Here is a 17,894-nt window from a genome sequence, read left to right on the forward strand (position 1 = left end):
TGGCACAGGCGTACGGGATTTTGGGCCAGGCCTGGTAAAGAAAGCACTCAGGGGAAACACTTGAAGGCGATGACAACGTGCCGGGGCGTTCGGGCGTCTTATCTCGGCGGCTCGGCGGGGTGGGAAATGGCAGACATGGCCGGCCGGGCAGGGGTGAAGGGACACTATGGACCTGCTTGATTCGCTGCGCGCGCTGCTGCGGCGATGGCCCGTGACGCTCGCGTTGCTGGCTGTGACCATCATCGCGACGGTCGGCGCGCTCATAGCGATTCCCTGGCAGTACGAGTCCAAGGCCACCGTGGTCTTCCTGTCGTCCAGGAAAGGCTCCCAGCCGGTCGGCGGCAACCCCTGGCTGGCGTTCGACGCCTCTCTCACGATCACCGCCGAGGTCATCTCGCGCGGCATGAGCGACGAACGCACCCTGCAGAGGCTCAAGGACGAGGGCAAGACGGCCGATTTCACCGTGGGGCTCGCCCAGGACTCGCGCGGCCCGCTGCTCGACATCACCGCCACCGCTGCCGACCCCAAGATCGCCCAGGCCACGATGGAGACGCTCGCCACGCTCAGCCAGCAACGGCTGACCGAGATGCAGCAGAAGTCCGCGATCCTGCCGGACGCCACCATCCGGGCCGAGCTGGTCACCTCCAGCGACAAGGCCGAGCTCACCCCTGAGAAGAAGATCCGGCTCCTGGTGATCATCTTCGCGGGCGGCATGCTGGTGACGATCGGCGTCCCGCTGTTCATCGAGTCGCTCGCGCAGAAGCGGCGGCGGCTCACCCAGCCCGACCATGGGGCCACGAGGGTCGGCCAGCCGCCGATGGCGCCCTCACACCCGGGGCAGCGCGTCCCGCTCTCCGCCGGCGCCGCGCAGCTGCCCGGCGGCGGCGCGCCCCGCGGCAGGCCGTCCGCCTGCTCGCCGCGGCCTTTCGACCCGCCAGAACCCCAGCTCTACGACCGGCGCATCACCTCCTCGCCGTCCTCTCCGGGCAAGCACACGCCCTCGTCGCAGGAACCCCGTGACCCCTGGGCGGGGCAGCAGGACATCGAAGAGGGCTACACCGCCCCCCTGCCGGCCATCAAGCCGCAGGACGACCTGTACGTGTGGACCGAGGACAACGACCGTCCGCGCGGCGCCTCCGCGCCGGGTTCGGCCAAGGCCGGCTCGGCCGGCAACGGGTCGCGTCAGGGTTCGGCGGCCAACGGGTCGCGTCAGGGTTCGGGGTCGCGGTCCTCCTCGGGCGCCGACTCCTCTTCGGGGACGGCGCCACGGCAACGGCCGGGCTCCCGCCCGCGTCCCTCCTCGGGCGACGCCGACGACGAGCCGTACGTCGTGTTCGACCCGACCAGGCCGGGGCGGTGACCAGCACCTCCGAGGCCGCCGCACCCGCCCACCACTCCGCGGGCCGGCCGGTACGCAGGACCAGGCAGCCGAAGACCCGCGTCGACCCGGTGACGATCGTCAGCTTCTTCTTGATCGTCCTGTTCGTGATGCCGGCCCGGTACGTGGTCGGCCCGCTCGGCGGCGCGGGCTCCCCGTCGTCGATGGTGGCCGTGCTGCTGCTGGTGTGGTACCTGCTGTCCGCCCTGTCGCCGCGCTGGACGCCCATCCGGGGCAGGCAGCCGGTGCGCCTGGTCATCGTCTTCATGGCGCTGGCCGTGCTGGCGAGCTACATCGCGGCCGCCACCCGCCCGCTGTCCGCCGACGAGGTGAACGCCGCGGACCTCGGCCTGGTGCTGGTCGCCGGATGGGCCGGCATCGCCCTGGTCACCGCCGACGGCATCAGCACCATGGACCGGCTGGAGACCCTGCGCCAGCGCATCGTGCTGGGCGCGTCGTTCCCGGCGTTCGTCGCGATGGTCCAGTTCTTCACCGGCATCGAGGTCACCCAATATCTGGCGCTGCCCGGCCTCGTCGAGAAGGGCTCCGCCGTGCTGTTCGAGCGCGAGGGCTTCTTCCGGCCGGCCGGCACCGCCACCCACCCCATCGAGCTCGGCGTCGTGCTGGCCGCCGTCCTGCCGCTCGCGCTGCATGGAGCGATCTACTGCCGCATCCCCGAGCAGCGGCGCAAGCGGTGGCTGATGGTCGCCCTGATCGCCGGCGCGCTGCCGATGAGCGTCTCGCGCTCGGCGATCCTCGGCCTGTTCGTCGTCATGGTGGTACTGCTGCCCACCTGGCCGTCGGAGTGGCGGCTGCGCGCGATGCTGATCTTCGGCGCCGCCGCCATCGTGATGCGCGTGCTCATCCCGGGCCTCATCGGCACCGTGCTGAACCTGGTGTCGGTCATCGGGTCGGACGAGAACTCCACCACGCGCACCGGCGACTACGACGCGGTCGTCGAGGCGGTGTCACAACGCCCCCTGTTCGGCCAGGGCTTCGCCACCTACCTGCCGCGTGTCTACCGCGTCATCGACAACCAGTATCTGATGTCCGCGCTGGAGACCGGTCTCGTCGGCCTGGCCGCGCTGGTCGTCTTCCTGCTCGCCGGATGGATGCTCGCCCGCCGGGCGCGCCGCGCCGCGGCCGACGCCGAGACCCGCCACCTCGCCCAGTGCCTCGCGGCCTCCGTCGCCGTCGCGATCTTCGGCTTCGGCACGTTCGACGCCTTCAGCTTCCCCATGATCACGAACGTGATGTTCCTCATCGTCGGCTGCTGCGGCGCCCTCTGGCGGCTCCAGACGCAAACGCCCCACCTCTCGCACGAGCCTCTCGCCTAGCCATGGCGCTCTCCGCCCGGTCTCCGGCCTGCCGGAGCTTCGGCGTCTCGGCGCCTCTCGGAGCCGTGGCATGGCGTCACGCGTCCGCGGCGTCCATGGCCTCCCAGCGCAGCAGGTCTCCCGGCTGGCACTCGAGCACCTCGCAGAGCGCGGCGAGCGTCGCGAAGCGCACCGCCTTGGCGCGGCCGTTCTTGAGCACCGCCAGGTTGGCGGGCGTGATCCCGACGCGCTCGGCGAGTTCGCCCACGGACATCTTCCGCTTGGCCAGCATCACGTCGATGTCGACGGCGATCGGCATCAGATGACCTCTTCCAGCTCGGCCCGCATGCGCGCCGCCTCGATGTCGCGCGCGACGGCCTGGGCGAGCAGCATCCGCAGCACGAGCACGATGAGCGCGACGCCCAGGATGGCCACGCCGATCCCGCCCATGATGACGGTGACGCCCGGGTCGTCCCGCTGGCCGGGCGCGTTGACGGCCGTGACCGCGAACCACACGAGGGCGGCCGCCACGATCGCGCCGATCACGATGTCCACGTACCGGAAGGCGGCGTGGGAGAACACGGTTCCGCGTCGCACCATCGTCACCAGCCGCCATACGCAGACCAGGGTGACCTGGACCGTCACCAGGCCCAGAATCGTGATCACGCGCATGGGGGTCAGCGGGAGCGACCCGTCCTCCGGGTCGGTGGCGAGCGCCCACACCATTCCCGCCTGTACGAGCACGGTGCCGGCGAGCAGCGCCGCGAGCACGACGCGCAGCGCGAGCACGGTCAGTTTTCCCATCAACTTTCCTTCCATCGAGCAACGATGGAAATCTATCGAGAATCGATAGCTCGGGCAAGTGGTCGTACCGGCCGGGAGCCGCCGTCCTGCGAGATGGAGGGTGACCACTCCCGCCTTGCGAACGCTCGCCGGCCCGTCCTCGCGGCGGCGGGCCGGTCAGGGCCGGGGGTAGAGGGCGGCGAGGGCGTGGGCGGTTCCGGTCATCCGCCGGCGGAGTTCGGCGGGTTCGAGGACGGCGACCTCGGCGCCGAGCTGGAGGAACTGGCCGTGGGCGTGGGTGAGGGACTCGATGGGCACGGTGGCGGTGATCCAGCCCTGGTCGTCGGGCGGGCCGGCCGTCCGGTCCACGGCGCCGGCCACGGCCGAGCTCGCCACTTCCGTGAGCCGTTCCCGCCCCGCCGGCGACAGGCGGATGACCGCGTGCCCCTGGATCAGCCGTGCCCGGAAGTCGGTGAGGTGCGCGCGCCAGTGGTCGCCGAGGTCGAAGGTGTCCGGACGGACGAAGGACTCGCCGGTCACCTGGAGGCGGAGGATCTGGTTGACCCGATAGGTCCGCATCGCGCCGTCGCACCGGGCGACGAGATACCACTTCCCGGCCTTGAGGACGAGCCCGTACGGCTCCAAGGTCCGTTCGACCTCGGACGGTTCTGCCCAGCGGCGGTAGAGCACGGTGATGACCCGCCTGTTCCACACGGCCCCCGCCACCTCCGGGAGGTGGGGCACCTGGTCGCCGTCGTGGTACCAGCCGGGCGCGTCGAGGTGGAAGTGTTCACGGATGCGCCGGGCGCCCGCCCGCAGGTCGGGCGGAAGCGCGGCCTCGATCTTGCGCTCCGCGGCGGCGGCCAGCGCTCCGAGGCCCAGCTCGGCGGCCGGTCCCGGCATCCCCGCCAGGAACAGCGCCTCGGCCTCCTGGCCGGTCAGCCCGGTCAGGCGGGTGCGGAACCCGTCCAGCAGCCGGTAGCCGCCCTCGTGGCCCGCCTCGCCGTACAGGGGGATGCCGGCGGTGTGGAGGGAGTCCACGTCGCGGTAGATGGTGCGGACGCTGACCTCCAGTTCGCCGGCCAGTTCCCTGGCGGTCATCCGGCCGCGCGACTGGAGCATGAGCAGGATGGAGAGAAGCCGAGAAGCTCGCACATCCACTGACAATACGTGTCAGTGGACGGGCCGTACGGTCCTCTCATGCCGTTCATCGAGAAGAACATGCGGCCGCTCGCCCCCATCGTCGTGGGCGGCCGTCCGTACAAGCGTTACCACGTCGACCGGCCCGAGCAGCCGATCGAGCCGGAGGTCGAGAAGGCGGCCTACGAGTACCTGCCGCGGCTGGTGCCCGCACCCGCGGCCGGCTCTCCGGCGGGCTGGGTGGTCCTCCACAGGGGCGGGGACACCGGCGCATATCTGCTCGCCTACACCTGGGCCTGGGACAACGTGGTCGAGGTGCGCACCGCCGCGGCCGGCCAGCCCGCCGTGGACTGTCCCGACGAGGACCCGACGCACTTCGTCCCCGAGACGCGGCGCTGGGCCGGATGCGTGTGGGAACTGCCCGTCCTGGAGCACGAGCGGTCGTCGTGGGTCCGGCACATGTTCGTCAATGAAACCCCCGACCTCGACGGCTACCTCGCCGACGTGCGTCCGGAAGGAATGGTGGGACTGTGAACGACTTCGATTTCTATGTCGGCACGTGGAACGTCGCCAACCGCAGGCTCGTGAAGCGGAACGCCGGGTGCACCGAGTGGGAGGAGTTCCCCGGACGGTCCGTGGCACACGGCTTCTGGGGCGGGGCCGGCAACTTCGACGAGATCACGTTCCCGGACAAGGACTTCGACGGCGCGACCGTCCGCCTCTACAACCCGGAAAGCGGCGAGTGGTCGCTCCACTGGGCCAACAGCACGCGCGGCTTGGACCCGGTCCCGGTCGTCGGCCGGTTCGTGGACGGAGTCGGCCGGTTCTACTCCGACGACACCGACGACGGCGTGCCGATCCGGGTCCGCTTCACCTGGTCGGACATCACCCCGGAGACCTGCCGGTGGGAGCAGGCCTTCTCCTACGACGGAGAGCAGACCTGGGAGACCAACTGGATCATGCAGTCCACCAAGGTCTCCTGACCCGAGGCCCGGGCGTGCGCGGGAGGCGTCCGGCGCTTGGAGACCGCGCCTCATCGGGCGGGTAGAGGAGCGGTGTTCGTTCTCGTCTGGTAGGTGAAGGAGGTACGAGGACGAGGAGGAAACCATATGAGCGACGCGATGTGGGCCGGTTCGGTGGCGTTTCCGGGATTTGAGCAGGACGAGCTGGAGGGCTACCTGGCCAGGCCGCTCGACGACCGGCCGCGCGGCGGCGTGGTGGTGATCCACCACCTGCCCGGCTACGACGTCGGGACCAAGGAGATCGTCCGCAAGTTCGCGGCGAACGGGTACGCCGCGGTCTGCCCGAACCTGTACTCGCGGGAGGGCGCCGGGGTCAGCCCGGACGACCAGGCCGCGGCCGCGCGGGCCAAGGGCGGCGTGCCGGACGAGCAGCTCGTCGGCGACGTCGCCGGGGCCGCGGCGTACCTCAACTCCCTGGACGGCGCCAACGGCAAGATCGGCGTGATCGGGTACTGCTCAGGCGGCAGGCAGGCCTTCCTCGCCGCCTGCTCCCTCCGGCTCGACGCCGCCGTGGACTGCTACGGCGCGTTCGTGACGGTTGAGCCGCCTGCGGACTTCCCGCTCAAGGCCGGACCGCTGCTGGCGAAGGCCCCCGACCTGTCGTGCCCGCTGCTGGGGCTGTTCGGGGAGGAGGACTCCTACCCGGCGCCGGAGGAGGTCGGCGTGCTCGGCGCCGAGCTGGACAAGCTCGGCAAGGAGCACGAGTTCCACATCTACCCCGGCGCCGGGCACGCGTTCTTCACCACCGACCGTGCCGCCTACCGTCCCGCCGCCGCGGTCGACGGCTGGAAGAAGATCTTCGAGTTCTACGGCCGCCACCTCGGCGCCTGACAGGAGTCCGGCATGTGCACCTACCTCACCGAGAAGGTCGAGCTCGACGGCGCGGGCAAGGGCGCCACGGGCTGGTTCACGCTCAGCCAGGGCGCCGTCTACGTCGACCACCCCTACCACGCCACCCACGAGCACACGGTGAACATCGACTTCACCAACCCGGCGGAGGGCCCGTCGGCACGGGTGGCCGTCGAGCTCACGGAGGAGTCCGCGCTGGCCCTGGTCGAGGCCATCCAGAAGGCCCTGGCCGCCGCTCCTCCCGGCCTCGCCTCCGCCAAGCGCTAGCGTCACCGGGACTCCGGCGGGGCGCGAGCAGCGTCCCGGGGCACGCCCTCGATCGGACGCGTATCGGGACGCGTATCGGGCGCGCCGGAGTCCCGGTCCCACCCGCACCTGGACCGATCACGGCTCCCGGCGCGGCCGTAGGATGTGCGGCCATGAGCGTTCGCGAGCTTCGCCTGGTCATCACCGCCGAGGACTACGAGGAGGCGCTGCGGTTCTACCGCGACGTGCTGGGCCTGCCCGAGCTCGCCGACTTCTCCTCGCCGGACGGCAGGGTCAGGTTGCTGGACGCGGGCCGGGCGACGCTGGAGATCGTCGACTCCCGGCAGGCGGAGTTCATCGACCGGGTGGAGGTCGGGAGCCGGGTCGCCGGGCCGATCCGGGTGGCCTTCGAGGTGACGGACGCGGCCGGCGCCGCCGACGAGCTCGCCGGCGCCGGAGCGGAGATCGTCGCGCCGCCCACGCGTACGCCGTGGAACTCGCTGAACGCCCGGCTGCGGGGGCCGGCCGGCCTGCAGCTCACCCTGTTCGAGGAACTCGGGGACTGATCACCGGCGAGCGGGCGCCGAGGCCGGGTTCGCCGCCCGCCGCCGGTCCCTGCCGCGTGCTTGGCAGGCGGGGGAAGGCCGGGACGACGATCGTCGTACGCTGGCAATACCGTCCTGCTCCAGGTGGCGGGGTGGCGGTGACATGGGAGGACGGCCGGGGGAGACTGGAATGGACGACGTCGATCTGCTCGTCGTGGGCGGAGGCAAGGGGGGCAAGACCCTCGCGATGGACGCCGCGCGCGGCGGCAGGCGGGTCGCGATGGTCGAGCGGGGCATGATCGGCGGCACGTGCATCAACGTGGCGTGCATCCCGACCAAGTCCCTGGTCACCAGCGCCCGTCTGCTCCAGCGGATCCGCCGCGCCGACGAGGTCGGCGTGCGCGTCGACAAGGCCCAGGCCGACCTGCCCCTGCTGCGCGCCCACAAGGAGGGCGTCGTCGGCGGCATGGTGGACCTCAACCACCGCCAGTTCATCGACAGCGGCATGGACTTCATCCTCGGCACGGCGCGGTTCACCGCCGAACGCACCGTCGAGGTGAACTTGGCGGACGGCGGCCGGCGCGTCCTGCGCGGCGCCGACGTCGTGATCGACACCGGCACCGTCCCGCGCGTCCCCGTCGTCCCCGGCCTGGCCGAGGTGTCCCCGCTGACCAGCGAGACCATCATGGAGCTGGCGCGCATCCCCGACCATCTCGTGGTGATCGGCGGCGGGTACGTCGGGCTGGAGTTCGCCCAGATGTTCGCGAGCTTCGGCAGCGACGTCACCGTCCTGGACCAGAACGCCCGGCTGCTGCCCGGCGAGGACCCGGACGTCTCCGAGGTGCTGACCGGGTTCCTCCGCGAGGACGGCGTCGTGATCCACACCGGCGTCCAGGTCGAGCGGTTCTCGGGCGGGCCAGGGGCGGTGACCGTGCGACTGGCCGACGGCCGGGAGATCGTCGGCTCGGACGTGCTGGTGGCCGCGGGGCGCGAGCCGGTCACCCGCGACCTCGGCCTCGCGGCGGCCGGGGTCGAGGTGGACGACCTCGGGTTCGTCAAGGTGGACGACCGGCTCGCCACCAGCGCCCCGCACACCTGGGCGGTGGGGGACGTCGCCGGGAGCCCGCAGTTCACCCACGTCTCCCTGGACGACTACCGCATCCTCAAGGCCAACCTCGCGGGCGGGGACCGCCGTACGACGGGCCGGCTGGTGCCGTGGAACCTGTTCACCGACCCCGAGCTCGCCCGGGTCGGCCTCACCGAGACCAGGGCCCGCGCGGCCGGGATGGACGTCCGGGTGGCGAAGCTGCCGGTCGCCGCCATCCCGCGGGCGCGCACCATGCGCGACACGCGCGGGCTGTGGAAGGCGATCGTGGACCGCCGGAGCGAGCGCATCCTCGGCGTGGCCCTGCTCGGCCCGGAGTCCTCCGAGGTGCTCACCGTGGTGCAGACGGCCATGCTGGCCGGGCTCCCGTACACCGCGCTCCGCGACGCGATCATCGCCCACCCCACCATGGCCGAGGGCCTCAACGCCCTGTTCGCCTCCTGGACCGACTGACGACCGGGCCACCGGCCGGTCGAGCCGGCGCGGGACCGTGGCCGCACCGGCCCGTCAGCCGTCACAGTTGCCGCAGGACCTTGTCCAGGGCTTCGGCGACCTGCTCCTGCTGGCCGGCGGTGAGGTGAGGGTGCATGGGCAGGGACAGGATCTCGCCCGCGGCCCTCTCGGCCACCGGGAAGTCGCCGGGGCCGTGGCCGAGGTGATGGAACGCCGGCTGCAGGTGCACCGGCACCGGGTAGTGGATCTGCGCCTGCACCCCGGCCTCCTGCAGCCCGGCCAGCACCCGGTCACGCTCGGGCACCCGGATCACGTACAGGTGCCACACGTGCGTGTTGCCCCGCGCGGCGCGCGGCGCCCGCACGCCCTCGATGCCGGACAGCAGCGCCTCGTACCGATCGGCCGCCGCGCGCCGCAGCTCGTTCCACCGGGCCAGGCGCTTGAGCTTGGCCCGCAGCACGACGGCCTGCAGGGTGTCCAGCCGGGAGTTGAAGCCGAGCGTCTCGTGCCGGTACTTCACCTCGCTGCCGTGGCTGGTCAGCAGGCGCACCGCGCGCGCCGTCCCCGGCGAGGACGCCAGCACCGCCCCGGCCTCGCCGTACGCGCCGAGGTTCTTGCCGGGGTAGAAGCTGGTCGCGGCCAGGCCGACCGGGGGGCGCCCGGCCTGCTCCGCGCCCTGCGACTGCGCGGCGTCCTCCACGACGGCGAGTCCGCGGCGCGCGGCGAGCTCGTGCACCGCGGCCATGGGGGCCTGCTGGCCGTACAGGTGGACGGGGATGACGGCCACGGCGTCCGGGCCCGCGGCGGCGGACGCGGACGCGGGGTCCAGCAGCAGATGATCGTCGTCGCAGTCGGCGAGTACGGGGCGCAGGCCGGCCCGGACGACGGCCTCGGCGGTGGCGACGAAGGTGTTGGCGGGCAGCACCACGCCGCCGTCCGCGGGCAGGTCCAGCGCGCGAAGCGCCAGCTCGATGGCGTCGGTGCCGTTGCCCACGCCCACGCAGTGCGGCACGCCCGAGAAGACGGCGTACTCCTCCTCGAACGCCGCGACGTCCGGGCCCTGCACGAAGGCGGTGTTCGCGAGGACCCGGTCGAAGCCCTGGAGCACCTCCTCGGCCACCTCGGCGTGGGCGGCGCGCAAATCGACGAACGGGATCATGTCAGGACTCCACAGGAAGGGACGGAGGGACGGTGACGGTCGCGGGACGCAGGAAGCGGGCGGGCACGCCCGCCCACACCTCGCGGGCGGGGATGTCGCGGGTGACGACCGACCCCATGCCGACCAGGGCATAGGAGCCGATCGTGCGGGTCTCGCGGACGAGCGCCCCCGAGCCGACGTAGGCGCCGGTCTCGACGTGGACGGCCCCGGCCAGCCGCACGCCGGCGGCGAGGGTGGCGAAGTCGCCGACCACGTCGTCGTGGGTGAGGGTCACGTGCGGCATCACGCTCACGTGGGCTCCGACCGTGACCGCGGCGGTCAGCACGGTCTGGGCCAGCACGATCGACCCCGGGCCGATCGAGGACGTGCGGGACACGCTGGCGCTCGGGTGGACGAGCGTGGCGTACCGGTCGGGCGGCAGGCCGAGGCGGGCGACGACGCGCGCGCGGGCGGCGTGGTCGCGGGGGCTTCCGACGCAGACCACGACCCGCGCGTCCTCCCGCCCGGCCGCCTCGCCCGACCCGCCGAGGACGGGGACGCCGTCCACCAGGGCGCCGTGCTTGGCGGGGTCGTCGTCGAGGTGGCCGAGCAGCTCCCAGGTGGGGGAGACCGCGTTGACGGCCTCGACGAGCTGCGCGGTCTCGCGGGCGAAACCGCCCGCTCCGACGATCAGCAACGGCGTCACGCGCGCTCCTCGATGTCGCGGGCGACGGGGACCCCGTGCGGAGTGCCCACGGTCTCCTCAGGAAGGACCGTGCTCTCCTCCGGGACGACCGGGACCTGCCTGATGTCGCGGAGCACCCCGCGCCTGAGGTAGCCGTACAGGCCGGCGACCAGGACGCCCACCGTGCCGGCGGCGGCCAGCACGCCGAGGTCGGAGCCGATGACCCGCCCCGCCAGCACGGCGAAGGCGCCGACGGCGAGGGCGGCGAGCACGGCCGGCCACAGGCTCCGCGCGAGGTCCCCCGGCCGGACGCCGGCTCGGCCGAGCATCCACAGGTAGCCGGGCAGCACGACGGCGACGGCGACGGCGACGAGCGCGATCGCCGCGCCACGAAGGCCGTCCTGTTCGACGCCGAACCACATCGCCGGCACCAGGACGACCAGCCACAGGCCCTGGACGGCGAGCACCGCGCGGGACCGTTCAAGGACGACCAGGTAGTCGTAGACCAGCTCGAAGAAGATGCGCAGCCCGGCCAGCACGCCGAGCCCGGCGAGCGCGACGGCGGCGGGCTCCCACTCGGCCCCGTACACGAACCGGATGATCGCCGGGGCCGCGCCGCTGAGCAGCAGGCACATGGGGAGCGTCAGCCCGACGAGCAGCCCGGCGACCGTGACGAACGAGCGGTTGAGCGTGGGCCGGTCGTGCTGGAGCCGCGCGAACGCGGCGGGCGCGACCGCGCGCACCGGCTGGGAGAACACCGCGACCGGCCACCCGGACAGGTTGACCGCGAGGACGTAGAAGCCGAGCGCGGTGGAGCCGAGGACGTGCCCGACGACGATCTGGTCGGCGTAGCCGACCGCGAAGACCAGCAGGGACGCCCCGGCGAGCGGCAGGCCGAACCTGACCAGCCTGCGGGCCACCTCCCGGTCGAAGCCGAACCGCGGCCGCTGGGGCGCGAAGAAGGTCAGCAGGACGCCGCCCGCGAGCGAGCCGCAGACCCGGCCGACCGCGAGGCTCATCGCCCCCCAGCCGAGCAGGGCGAGCGCGAGGGAGATCAGCGCGCCGAGCCAGTTGTCCACCTGGTCGGCGATCATCTTGCGTCCCTGCATGAACTCGCGCTGCATCAGCGCGGCGGAGGTCGACACCAGGCCGTTGGTGACGACGCTGAGAGCCAGCACCCGTACCGGGCCGGTGGCGGCCGGATTGCCCATCACCGCGGCGAAGGCGGGCGCCGCCGCCATGAACGCGCCGCACACCAGCACGCTGAACGCGGCGGACATCGTCGCCACGGTCGGGACGATGGCGCGCGGATCGCCCGGCCAGCGCACGATGGCCAGGCTCACGCCCAGCTCGTTGATGCTCAGCATGGCGAGCAGCGCGACGAGCGCGACCGCGAACGTGCCGAACTCGGCGGGCCCGAGCACCCGGGCCAGCGTGATCCCGATGGCCAGCGTGCCGAGCCGCGCCGCGATCGTGCTCAGAAGACTCCACCCGAGCGCCCTGCCCGCCTTGGCCCGCAGTGACGGCGCGTCGACGTCCGTCACGCCCGGCCTCGCCCGCTCCGCGCGACGGCGTTGAAGTCGTCGCGGGCCTCGGTGCCGCGGAGGCGGGCGTAGCGGCGGCGGAGCTTGTGGCCGAGCACGCCGGCGGCGGTTCCGACCGCGTCCAGGGCGGCCGGCCGTTCGGTGGCGGCCTGCTCGTAGATCTCCAGCTGGACGCGCGCGGCGCGGTCCAGGCTGAAGCGTTCCACGACCAGGCGCCTGCCGTACTCGCCCAGCTCGTGGCGCAGGCCGGGGCCGGCGTGCAGGCGGCGCAGGATGGACTCAAGGCGCGGCGCGCCCTCCTGCCGGCCCGCGCCGAGGCCGAACCAGCCCTGGCCGAGGAAGGTCTTCTCGCTCTCGGGGGTGAGCAGCTCGAAGAAGCCCAGCTCGCCCTGCACGATGAGCGGCTTGGCGAAGGCCAGCGAGCGCAGCGCCGAGCCGCCCATGGCGAGGCAGACGTCCGCGGCCGCGTACGCGGGGCGGGGGTCGAGGAGCTGGCCGGTCACCACGACGGCGCGGCGCCCGGCGGCGGCGTTGGCGGCGGCGGCGCGCGCCTCCACCTCGGCCCTCGCCGGTCCGTCCCCGACGACGACGAGCCGGAGGTCCAGTTCGTCCGCCAGCCGGCCGATGACGTCGATCGCGGTCAGGACGCCTTCGAGCTTCAGCTCGGCGACCAGGCGGCCCACGACGACGACGTCCAGCGGTCCTTCCGGCAGGTCGAAGGCGCGGCGGAACTCCGCCGCCGGGTGCCCGGGGGCGTTGGCCGCCACGTCGACCGGCGGCTCGATGAGGTGCACGTGCCGGCGTCCGGGCGCGGCCCGCTCCTGGATCTCCCGGGTGCCGACCACCAGGGGCAGCGAGGGCGGCAGGAAGGGGGCGACCGACATCGACATGATCGTGCAGACGGCCGCGGCGGGGCTGCGCAGGCTCGCGTAGAACGCCTCGACCCCCGGCGGCCACTCGTACCCGTGGATCACGTCGATCTCGCGCCGGACGGCCAGGTCGCACAGCATGCGCACGGTGGCGGGGGAGGGCCTGCGCCGCCCGGCGTCGAGCGGCAGGTGCTCGAGGCCGGCGTCGGCGAGGTGCGCGACCAGCGCGCCGGGCTCGCCGATCACGCCGACCTCGTGGCCCAGCCGCTGGACGGCGGCGGCGAGCTCGACGGCGTTGAGCTGGCTGCCGCCGACCTCCATGGCGTGCGGGTACACAAGGATGCGCACGGTCAGGCTCCGGCGGCGGCGAGGACGGCCGCGGCGACCTGGTCCTGTTCGGCCTCGGTCATGGCGTGGAACAGCGGCAGGATCAGCGAGTTGCCGGTGAGCCACTCGGTGTGGGGCAGCTCGGCGGCCGGGACGCCGGCGTAGGCCGGTTCGAGGTGGGCGGCCATGATGCCGCGGCGGGCCGAGACGCCCCGTTCGGCGAGGAAGGTCAGAAGCTCGTTCCTGCTCATCGGGAAGTCCGCGGGCAGGGCGATCCAGAACGACTGGTAGTTGGTCGTGCCGTACTCGGTGTCGCCCGCGGTGGTGAGCCCCGGGATGCCGGCCAGCAGTTCCTGGTAGCGGGCCGCCAGCGCCCGGCGGCGGGCGATGAGCTCGGGGAGCCTGCGCAACTGCACGAGGCCGACCGCCGCCTGCAGGTCGGTCATCCGGTAGTTGTACCCGACCTCGGTGTACTCCTCGGGCGCGGTGGAGCCGCTGGCGTGCCGGTCGGCGGCGCTGACGCTCATGCCGTGCTCGCGCAGCCGCCGCGCGCGGGCCGCCCACTCGGGGTCGTCAGTGGTGATCATGCCGCCCTCGCCGGTCGTGAGCAGCTTGCGCGGGTGGAAGGACCAGGCCGCGATGTTCGCGCCGGCGCCGACGGGCCGGTCGCGGTAGGTGGAGCCGGCGGCGCAGGCGGCGTCCTCGATCAGCGCCACGTCGTCGTGGGCCGCGCGGATGTCGTCGACGTCGGCGGGCACACCCCCCTGGTGCACGATGATCACCGCGCGGGTGCGCGCGGTGCGGGCGGCGTCGATGGTCTTGGCGGTGAGGTTGCCGGTCGCCGGGTCGATGTCGGCGAACACGGGGGTGGCCCCGGCGTACCGCACGACGTTGGCCGTCGCGATGAACGACAGCGAGGGCACGACGACCTCGTCGCCGGGGCCGACGCCCGCGAGCACCAGGGCCAGGTGCAGCGCGGTGGTGCACGAGGAGGCGGCCACCCCGTGGCCGGCCTGGACGCTCGCGGCGTACGCGCGCTCGAACTCGGCCACCCTCGGCCCCTGCGCGACCCAGCCGGAGGCGATGACCTCGCCGACGGCGGCTTGCTCCTCCGGGCCGAACCACGGCCGCATCACCGGGATCATCGACCGGCCACCTCCCTCATCTCAAGACCGAGAAGGCCCGCCAGCAGGCGGACCCTTTGGTTCCAGTCGTGCTGTGCGGCGAACGCCCGCCGCCGCCCGGCGAGCGCGGCCGTGCGCGGGGCGCCGAGTTCGGTCGTCACGGCCGTGGCGAAGTCCGCCGGGGTCCGCGCGACCGGGATCAACGGCCCGGCGGAGAGCCAGGCGGTGGCGGGCAGGTCGGTCGAGACCGCCGCCCGGCCCGCCGCGAGGTACTCCAGCGTCTTCAGCGGGAAGCTGGCCCGGTTGAAGGCGCTGTCGGCGTAGGGCGTGAGGCCGACGTCCATGACGCGCAGGTAGGACGGCAGCTCCTCGTACGGCTTGCGCCCCACCCAGTGGACGTTGGGACGCGCGACCAGCCGCGGCCACCGCTCGGGCTCGTAGTCGCCCGACCGGGGGCCGACGAGCACCAGCGGCGCGCCGGTGGCGGCGACGGCCTCCAGCAGGGCGATGTCGATGCGGGCGTTGATGTGCCCGACGAACCCGGCCACCGGGGTCGCGGCCAGCTCTGCGGGCAGGTCCGCCGGCAGCGGAGCATCATCGATGTCCATATATGCCGACACGTCGCATCCGTTGGGCACCAGCGTCGCCGCCCGCCCGCCGCGGCCGAAACGCTCGGCCAGGTCCAGCGAGACGACCGCGACCGCGTCCGCCCGCGACGTCATGCGCCGCTCGGCCGCCGACAGCCGGGCGGCCGACATCCGGATCAGGGAGGCGCCCGCCACCAGGTCGTCGGTGACGTACCGCACCGTGCGGGCCCCCGGCGCGACGTCCAGCAGATCCGTCGTCCCGGCCACGACCACCGCGGTCACCGGGCCCCCCACCCTGCGGGCGGCGGCGCGCACCGCCCGGCGGGCGAGCGCCGCGGTGACGCGCTCGACGCCCGCGCGGTAGGCGGCGGGCGGGGCCACCGGGCTCAGCCGCCACAGGCCCGCGCGCACCTGCCGCAGCACGTGCCCGGCCTGCCCGGTCTCCGGGTCGCGCAGCCCGGAACGGACCGGCCGCGGCGGGTCGACGTACAGCACGTCGGCGTACGCGCCCAGCCTGTCGGCCATGTGCCGGTCGGTACCGCTCACCCCGTCGTACCGGGTGCCCGCGCCATAGACGAGAAGGTCGTTCACCGGGTCTTCTCTGCGCGCCACCAGGCGACCAGGCGGCGCAGGCCCTCTTCGAGGTCCACCTCGGCCTTCCAGCCGAGCCGCTCGGCCGCGGCGCTCACGTCGGCCAGCCGCCGGGTGACGCCGTTGACCGCGCGGGCCGGGCCGAACTCAAGGCCCAGGTCGCTCGCGTCCATGACGGCCATCAGCGCCTCGGCGAGCCCGCGCAGGCTGGTCTCGGTGGAGGCGGCGATGTTGAAGACCTCGTCGGTGGCGTCGCTCGCCGCGGCCAGCAGGTTGGCGCGCGCGATGTCCTCGGTGTAGACGAAGTCCATGGTCGCCAGGCCGTCGCCGAGGATCAGCGGCGGCTCGCCGGCCTCGATGCGCTCCATCCACCGGATCAGCACCTCGGTGTACAGGCCGTGGATGTCCATGCGGGGCCCGTACACGTTGAAGTAGCGCAGGGCCACGTAGTCCAGGCCGCGCATCGCGTGGAAGCTGCGCAGCAGCCCCTCGTTGAAGGTCTTGGCCGCGCCGTACAGGGTGTCGTTGGCGTAGGGGTGGTGGTCCTCGCGCGTCGGGAACTCGGTGGCCAGGCCGTACACCGACGCCGACGAGGAGGCCACCACCTTGCGCACGCCGGCGTCGGCCGCCGCCTCGACGACCTCGTAGGTGCCGTCGACCAGCACCTCGAGGGCCAGGCGCGGCTCCTCGGCGCACTGGGTGATGCGGATCGCGGCCAGGTGGAACACCAGGTCCATGCCCTGGGTCAGCGAGCGCACGAGCGCGGTGTCGCGGATGTCCCCCTCGACGACGCGCAGCCGGCGGGTGTCCCCGGCCGCGGCCTCGGCGGCCGCCAGGTTGGCGCGGCGTCCCCTGACGAAGTTGTCGAGCACGACCACCTCGCCGGCGCCGGCCGCGAGGAGCTGGTCCACGACGGTCGAGCCGATCGTGCCCGCGCCTCCCGTCACCAGGCAGCGGCTGTTCTCAAGTGCCGAGATCATCGAGAGGTTCCCCCAAGGTCGATTCGTCTGCCGTCATTTTGGATGCTTTGTCCCGCGGCTTCCAGGAGTGCGAGCACACGGAGCCCGGCACGGCCGTCGGTGAGCGGGGCCCTGCCCTCGGCGATGGCGGCCGCGAACTCGCTCATCACGCCCCGCAGCGCCTCCCGCTCGGGCAGGGCGGGTACGACGACGTCACCGGTGCGATAGGAGATCAGGGCGGCACGGCGCTCGTCCTCGCCGGCGGACGCCAGGTCCACTCCCCGGTCGTACACCGAAAGGCGCTGGGCGGGGTTGACGTCGTCCCACACGATCGTGCGCCGGGAGCCGCCGATCACGGTGGTGCGGATCTTGGTCGGGCTGAGCCAGTTGACGTGCACGTGGGCGATGGCCCCCGACGACAGCCACAGGGTCAGGTACGCCAGGCACGGCCTGCCCGCCCCGATCGGGTCGGAGGTGTGCGCGGCCACCGCGACCGGCGTCACCCCCTCGGGGAGCACGAAGTCCAGGATGGACAGGTCGTGCGGCGCCAGGTCCCACAGCACGTCCACGTCCGGCTGCACCAGGCCGAGGTTGATGCGCACCGAGTCGACGAACTGCACCTCGCCCAGCTCGCCCGAGGAGATGAGGTCGCGGATGCGGCGCACCACCGGCGTGTAGCAGAAGGTGTGGTCGAGCATGAGAACCCGCTCGCGCTCGTCGGCCAGGGCCACCAGCTTGGCGCCCTCCTCGTAGGTCGGCGTCAGGGGCTTCTCGACCAGCACGTGCTTGCCGGCGTCCAGGGCGGCGCGCACCAGGTCGAAGTGCGTGCGCGCCGGGGTGGCGATGGCCACGGCCTGGACGGCAGGGTCCCTGAGCACCTCCTCGACCGAGGAGGTGGGCCGCACCGTGGTGTAGCGGCCGAGCACCGCCCTGGCGCGCTCCTCGTCCAGGTCGCACAGCCACTCAAGGCGCAGTTCCGGGGTCGCCATGGCGTTCCGGACCAGGTTCGGGCCCCAGTAGCCGGCACCGATCACGGCAAGGCCGATCGACGTCAACGCGGCTCTCCTCAGGTCGGGGGTCAGGTCTGTCGGTGTTCGATGGTGCGGGTCGGGCGGTCGGTGCGGGTCGTTCGCTTCGGTTTCGGCCGGTGCGTGCCGGTCGGTTCGGTCGGTTCAAGTCGGTCGGTTCGAGCGGTCGGTTCGGTTGGTGCGGATCGGTTCGGTTCGGGTCGGG

The 17,894-nt window shown here is 73.0% G+C and carries 19 protein-coding genes; 8 read left to right on the forward strand and 11 right to left on the reverse strand.

Annotated features, from left to right (window positions below; all coding sequences use genetic code 11):
• Positions 1–166 precede the first annotated feature (166 nt).
• Positions 167–1,360, forward strand: coding sequence for a YveK family protein (locus ACFO60_RS04110; protein WP_380837059.1), 1,194 nt, complete (start codon positions 167–169; stop codon positions 1,358–1,360).
• Positions 1,357–2,715, forward strand: a complete 1,359-nt coding sequence (locus ACFO60_RS04115) for an O-antigen ligase family protein (protein ID WP_380837062.1) — start codon at positions 1,357–1,359, stop codon at positions 2,713–2,715. Before ACFO60_RS04110 ends, ACFO60_RS04115 begins: the two co-directional genes overlap by 4 nt.
• Positions 2,716–2,791: 76 nt before the next feature.
• On the opposite strand, the gene ACFO60_RS04120 is transcribed toward ACFO60_RS04115, so the two are convergent.
• The 3 genes from ACFO60_RS04120 to ACFO60_RS04130 form a co-directional block, all read right to left on the reverse strand.
• Positions 2,792–3,013, reverse strand: a complete 222-nt coding sequence (locus ACFO60_RS04120; RefSeq protein WP_380837065.1) for a helix-turn-helix domain-containing protein — start codon at positions 3,011–3,013, stop codon at positions 2,792–2,794.
• Positions 3,013–3,498, reverse strand: a complete 486-nt coding sequence (locus tag ACFO60_RS04125) for a DUF2975 domain-containing protein (RefSeq protein WP_380837068.1) — start codon at positions 3,496–3,498, stop codon at positions 3,013–3,015. Before ACFO60_RS04125 ends, ACFO60_RS04120 begins: the two co-directional genes overlap by 1 nt.
• A 156-nt stretch (positions 3,499–3,654) precedes the next feature.
• The gene (locus tag ACFO60_RS04130) at positions 3,655–4,632 is read right to left on the reverse strand and encodes a helix-turn-helix transcriptional regulator (protein ID WP_380837071.1); all 978 of its coding nucleotides are present in this window, start codon (positions 4,630–4,632) and stop codon (positions 3,655–3,657) included.
• A gap of 45 nt (positions 4,633–4,677) precedes the next feature.
• Here ACFO60_RS04130 and ACFO60_RS04135 point away from each other — a divergent pair, with 45 nt between their 5' ends.
• The 6 genes from ACFO60_RS04135 to ACFO60_RS04160 all read left to right on the forward strand — a co-directional run bounded on the left by ACFO60_RS04135 (position 4,678) and on the right by ACFO60_RS04160 (position 8,837).
• Entirely contained in the window at positions 4,678–5,151 is a 474-nt protein-coding gene (locus ACFO60_RS04135; RefSeq protein WP_380837073.1) for a hypothetical protein, read from the forward strand.
• The gene (locus ACFO60_RS04140; RefSeq protein WP_380837076.1) at positions 5,148–5,600 is read left to right on the forward strand and encodes a hypothetical protein; all 453 of its coding nucleotides are present in this window, start codon (positions 5,148–5,150) and stop codon (positions 5,598–5,600) included. The genes ACFO60_RS04135 and ACFO60_RS04140 overlap by 4 nt, the downstream gene beginning before the upstream one ends.
• A gap of 126 nt (positions 5,601–5,726) precedes the next feature.
• Complete coding sequence (locus ACFO60_RS04145; RefSeq protein ID WP_380837078.1) at positions 5,727–6,470, forward strand: dienelactone hydrolase family protein; 744 nt, start codon at positions 5,727–5,729, stop codon at positions 6,468–6,470.
• A gap of 12 nt (positions 6,471–6,482) precedes the next feature.
• Positions 6,483–6,755 carry a DUF6295 family protein gene (locus ACFO60_RS04150; protein ID WP_380837081.1) on the forward strand — a complete coding sequence of 91 codons (273 nt, stop codon included), beginning with the start codon at positions 6,483–6,485 and terminating at the stop codon, positions 6,753–6,755.
• Positions 6,756–6,907: 152 nt separating this feature from the next.
• A complete protein-coding gene (locus ACFO60_RS04155; protein WP_380837083.1) occupies positions 6,908–7,300 on the forward strand; it encodes a VOC family protein in 393 nt (130 codons plus the stop codon).
• 169 nt (positions 7,301–7,469) lie between these two features.
• The gene (locus ACFO60_RS04160) at positions 7,470–8,837 is read left to right on the forward strand and encodes a dihydrolipoyl dehydrogenase family protein (RefSeq protein ID WP_380837086.1); all 1,368 of its coding nucleotides are present in this window, start codon (positions 7,470–7,472) and stop codon (positions 8,835–8,837) included.
• Between the two features lie 61 nt (positions 8,838–8,898).
• Here ACFO60_RS04160 and ACFO60_RS04165 read toward each other — a convergent pair whose 3' ends face one another.
• The 8 genes from ACFO60_RS04165 to ACFO60_RS04200 are packed head-to-tail and all read right to left on the reverse strand — an operon-like array spanning position 8,899 to position 17,716.
• A complete protein-coding gene (locus ACFO60_RS04165) occupies positions 8,899–9,996 on the reverse strand; it encodes a DegT/DnrJ/EryC1/StrS family aminotransferase (protein WP_380837088.1) in 1,098 nt (365 codons plus the stop codon).
• A 1-nt stretch (position 9,997) separates the two neighbouring features.
• Positions 9,998–10,681 (reverse strand): acetyltransferase, encoded by a 684-nt coding sequence (locus ACFO60_RS04170; RefSeq protein WP_380837091.1) that lies wholly within the window; start codon positions 10,679–10,681, stop codon positions 9,998–10,000.
• Positions 10,678–12,204, reverse strand: coding sequence for an oligosaccharide flippase family protein (locus ACFO60_RS04175; RefSeq protein ID WP_380837093.1), 1,527 nt, complete (start codon positions 12,202–12,204; stop codon positions 10,678–10,680). The genes ACFO60_RS04170 and ACFO60_RS04175 overlap by 4 nt, the downstream gene beginning before the upstream one ends.
• Positions 12,201–13,421, reverse strand: coding sequence for a glycosyltransferase (locus ACFO60_RS04180; protein ID WP_380837095.1), 1,221 nt, complete (start codon positions 13,419–13,421; stop codon positions 12,201–12,203). Before ACFO60_RS04180 ends, ACFO60_RS04175 begins: the two co-directional genes overlap by 4 nt.
• A gap of 2 nt (positions 13,422–13,423) precedes the next feature.
• Positions 13,424–14,545 carry a DegT/DnrJ/EryC1/StrS family aminotransferase gene (locus ACFO60_RS04185; protein ID WP_380837097.1) on the reverse strand — a complete coding sequence of 374 codons (1,122 nt, stop codon included), beginning with the start codon at positions 14,543–14,545 and terminating at the stop codon, positions 13,424–13,426.
• Entirely contained in the window at positions 14,542–15,702 is a 1,161-nt protein-coding gene (locus ACFO60_RS04190) for a glycosyltransferase (protein WP_380837099.1), read from the reverse strand. Before ACFO60_RS04190 ends, ACFO60_RS04185 begins: the two co-directional genes overlap by 4 nt.
• Positions 15,699–16,682: an NAD-dependent epimerase/dehydratase family protein gene (locus tag ACFO60_RS04195; protein WP_380837101.1), complete on the reverse strand. Its 984-nt coding sequence runs from the start codon at positions 16,680–16,682 to the stop codon at positions 15,699–15,701. Before ACFO60_RS04195 ends, ACFO60_RS04190 begins: the two co-directional genes overlap by 4 nt.
• Positions 16,679–17,716 carry a Gfo/Idh/MocA family protein gene (locus tag ACFO60_RS04200; protein WP_380837104.1) on the reverse strand — a complete coding sequence of 346 codons (1,038 nt, stop codon included), beginning with the start codon at positions 17,714–17,716 and terminating at the stop codon, positions 16,679–16,681. The genes ACFO60_RS04195 and ACFO60_RS04200 overlap by 4 nt, the downstream gene beginning before the upstream one ends.
• Between the last annotated feature and the right edge of the window lie 178 nt (positions 17,717–17,894).

Source organism: Sphaerisporangium dianthi (genome assembly GCF_042654065.1).
Taxonomy (GTDB): Bacteria; Actinomycetota; Actinomycetes; order Streptosporangiales; family Streptosporangiaceae; genus Sphaerisporangium; species Sphaerisporangium dianthi.

What these genes read in the sequence shown, in the direction of transcription:
- ACFO60_RS04110 (WP_380837059.1), top strand. Translation starts at nt 167, where the DNA reads ATGGACCTGCTTGATTCGCTGCGCGCGCTGCTGCGGCGATGGCCCGTG.
- ACFO60_RS04120 (WP_380837065.1), bottom strand. Translation starts at nt 3,013, where the DNA reads ATGCCGATCGCCGTCGACATCGACGTGATGCTGGCCAAGCGGAAGATG.
- ACFO60_RS04125 (WP_380837068.1), bottom strand. Translation starts at nt 3,498, where the DNA reads ATGGGAAAACTGACCGTGCTCGCGCTGCGCGTCGTGCTCGCGGCGCTG.
- ACFO60_RS04135 (WP_380837073.1), top strand. Translation starts at nt 4,678, where the DNA reads ATGCCGTTCATCGAGAAGAACATGCGGCCGCTCGCCCCCATCGTCGTG.
- ACFO60_RS04145 (WP_380837078.1), top strand. Translation starts at nt 5,727, where the DNA reads ATGAGCGACGCGATGTGGGCCGGTTCGGTGGCGTTTCCGGGATTTGAG.
- ACFO60_RS04150 (WP_380837081.1), top strand. Translation starts at nt 6,483, where the DNA reads ATGTGCACCTACCTCACCGAGAAGGTCGAGCTCGACGGCGCGGGCAAG.
- ACFO60_RS04155 (WP_380837083.1), top strand. Translation starts at nt 6,908, where the DNA reads ATGAGCGTTCGCGAGCTTCGCCTGGTCATCACCGCCGAGGACTACGAG.
- ACFO60_RS04160 (WP_380837086.1), top strand. Translation starts at nt 7,470, where the DNA reads ATGGACGACGTCGATCTGCTCGTCGTGGGCGGAGGCAAGGGGGGCAAG.
- ACFO60_RS04165 (WP_380837088.1), bottom strand. Translation starts at nt 9,996, where the DNA reads ATGATCCCGTTCGTCGATTTGCGCGCCGCCCACGCCGAGGTGGCCGAG.
- ACFO60_RS04185 (WP_380837097.1), bottom strand. Translation starts at nt 14,545, where the DNA reads ATGATCCCGGTGATGCGGCCGTGGTTCGGCCCGGAGGAGCAAGCCGCC.
- ACFO60_RS04195 (WP_380837101.1), bottom strand. Translation starts at nt 16,682, where the DNA reads ATGATCTCGGCACTTGAGAACAGCCGCTGCCTGGTGACGGGAGGCGCG.